Origin of the sequence: Sphingomonas segetis (genome assembly GCF_009720245.1) — a bacterium.
Lineage (GTDB): Bacteria > Pseudomonadota > Alphaproteobacteria > Sphingomonadales > Sphingomonadaceae > Sphingomicrobium > Sphingomicrobium segetis.
The window spans coordinates 1-2,564 of the sequence record NZ_WJSQ01000240.1 but is presented as its reverse complement, the minus strand read 5'-3'; the positions used below and the strand labels follow the sequence as shown (position 1 = coordinate 2,564).

Here is a 2,564-nt window from a genome sequence, read left to right as displayed (position 1 = left end):
TGATCGTGCCCGACCGCGGCGCCGCGGTCGACCAGCTCGTGGACGGCGCCGGTACGACCTATGCGGCAGGCCGGGAGCGATCGCTCGAGCAGGCGATCACGCGCTTCGCCGAGCGCGGGCCCGAGCTACAGCGGGCTGCCGCGATCCGCGCTTGTCGTCCACGAACGATGGACGAGCATTTCGCCGATCTCTTCGCCTGTTACGAGAGGCTCCCCAGGCACCCCGCGCCGCCACCGGTCGCAGCAGCGGCCGCGAGAGGGTCGGCGGCGATGCCCCACACGGCGGACGGGGTTGTGCTCGCACCTTCGGGAATTCGGCGCGGGTAACCGCAAGGCCTTGACCAAAGTCAAGTGAATGGCGTCGCCGTTGCATTCGGCGGCGACCGTGCGTCATGCGGCCACCATGCCTTCAACAACGCTGAACCACCCGCGGCGTCTTGCGGACTATAGCGCCGATTACCGGATGCTGATCCTCGCCGCGATGGCGGTCGTCGCCGGCACCGGCGGGGCGTTCAGCGCCTGGGCGCTGCTCAAGCTCATTGGCTTCGCGACAAACCTATTCTGGTACGGGCATTTCGCCTTCGCGCCGGCGGTGATTGCCGGACGCGGCGCGCTGCTGGTGCTGCTGATCCCGGTGGTCGGCGGGCTGATCGTCGGGCTGATGGCGCGGTTCGGATCGGACAAGATCCGCGGCCACGGCATCCCCGAGGCGATCGAGACTATCCTCTATGGCGAAAGCAAGCTGTCGCTCAAAGTGGCGCTGCTCAAGCCGCTATCGTCGGCGGTGTCGATCGGGAGCGGGGGACCGTTCGGCGCCGAAGGGCCGATCATCATGACCGGCGGCGCCATCGGATCGCTGTTCGCGCAACTGTTCCGCTTGAGCGCCGCCGAGCGCAAGACGCTGCTCGTCGCGGGCGCGACGGCCGGAATGACCGGCATTTTCGGGACTCCGTTCGCCGCGATCATGCTGGCGGTCGAGCTGCTGCTATTCGAATGGAAGCCGCGCAGCTTCGTGCCGGTCGTGACGGCGGTGCTGGTTGCATTGGCGTGGCGCCCGCTGCTGGTCGGCTCCGGGCCGCTGTTTCCGTTCGCGGCGCCGACGCCGGCCGGAATGGCGCCAGTGGCGATCGCCGCGGCGATCGGACTGATTACCGGATTGCTGGCCGCCCTTCTGTCCTTCGTCCTGTACCGGGTGGAGGACGGCTTTCATGCCCTCCCGATCCACTGGATGTGGTGGCCGGCGATGGGCGCCGTCGTGGTTGGGATCGGCGCGCTGTTCGACGTCCGCGTGCTTGGCGCGGGCTACGACAGCATCCAGGCGCTTCTCGACGGCAATCTGGTCATCACGGCGGTTCTCCTCCTCCTCGTTGTCAAGGCAATCGTGTGGCTGGTCGCGCTCGGGTCGGGAACGTCAGGCGGAATCCTCGCGCCGCTGCTGATCCTCGGCGGCTGCGCCGGGTTCTTGATGGGCCAATATCTGCCCGGCGACCCGGGATTCTGGGCGATGGTCGGCATGGCCGGCGTGATGAGCGGGGTGATGCGGGCGCCGATGACCGGGGCGCTGTTCGCCGCGGAGCTGACTGATCACCTTTCGGCGCTGCCGGAAACGATCGCCGCGGCGGCTGCGGCCTATGCGGTCAGCGTGCTGATCATGAAGCGCTCGATCCTGACCGAGAAGATCGCGCGGCGCGGGCGGCACATCCTTCGCGAATATACGGTGGACGCGCTCGAGTTCCTGCTCGCGGGGCAGCTGATGACGCGCAATCCCCGCACCCTGCCGGCATCGATGGCGGTTCCCGATGTGCTCCGCTTCTTCGCCGACGAGGCCGAGCACCGTTCCTACCCTGTGGTCGACGAGGAGGGGCGGCTGGTCGGTCTGGTCTCGCGCACCGACGTCTTGCGCTGGCAGGTCGCGAAAAAGAGCGAAGGGCAGCTCGGCGATCTGCTTTCGGACGCATCGACCCTCGTCGCCTACCCGGAAACCTCCTGCGGAGCGGTGGCCGACATGATGGTCGATTCGGGGACTGGGCGCGTGCCAATCGTCGACCCGCAAAGCCGCCGGGTCGTCGGCATCATTTCGCGCCAGGACCTGCTCAAGGTCCGCACCACCCAAAAGCGGGGAGAGACGGTCCGGCCGGTGCGGCGGTCACGAAAGACGCGGCGGGCCGCCAAGGACCGCGACTAAGGCGAGGCGCTCGCCAGCGCGTCGGCGACGATCGCTTCCAGCTCGTCACCCTGCGGAAAACCGTCCTCGACCCAGCGATCCTCGATCCGGCGCAGGGTGCGCGCGACGATGGGGCCCTCGGTCAGGCCGCGGGCGATCAGCGTGCCGCCACGGATGGGAAGACGCGGCGGGTGCCATCTGGCGATCCGCCTCGCCTCGCTCGCCTTGCCGGAGAGCAGGAGCAGGTCGACGGCGCATTCGGTGCCCCTCCGGTACGCGAGCGCTTCCGGGGCCAGGCCGCCGTCGCCGGAGGCGGCGCAGGCGAGCCTCTTTCGCGCCTTGTTCGAAAGCTTGAGCCGCGCGGCCACGGCTTGCGCAACGGCGACGTCGCTCGGCAGCAG

General features: G+C 68.8%; 1 protein-coding gene and 2 pseudogenes. 2 read left to right on the top strand and 1 reads right to left on the bottom strand.

The genetic code is table 11. The annotated features are described in order from the left end of the window. Positions 1–326: pseudogene (locus GH737_RS15515) on the top strand (hypothetical protein); the annotation flags it as partial. A gap of 76 nt (positions 327–402) precedes the next feature. After that, positions 403–2,184, top strand: a complete 1,782-nt coding sequence (locus GH737_RS14315) for a chloride channel protein (RefSeq protein ID WP_230558838.1) — start codon at positions 403–405, stop codon at positions 2,182–2,184. Here the strand turns inward: GH737_RS14315 and GH737_RS15510 are convergent. Next, positions 2,181–2,564, bottom strand: a pseudogene (locus tag GH737_RS15510) (CCA tRNA nucleotidyltransferase); the annotation flags it as partial. The gene GH737_RS14315 and the pseudogene GH737_RS15510 overlap by 4 nt on opposite strands.

Coding starts and splice junctions, on each gene's coding strand:
- GH737_RS14315 (WP_230558838.1), top strand. CDS start 403: ATGCCTTCAACAACGCTGAACCACCCGCGGCGTCTTGCGGACTATAGC.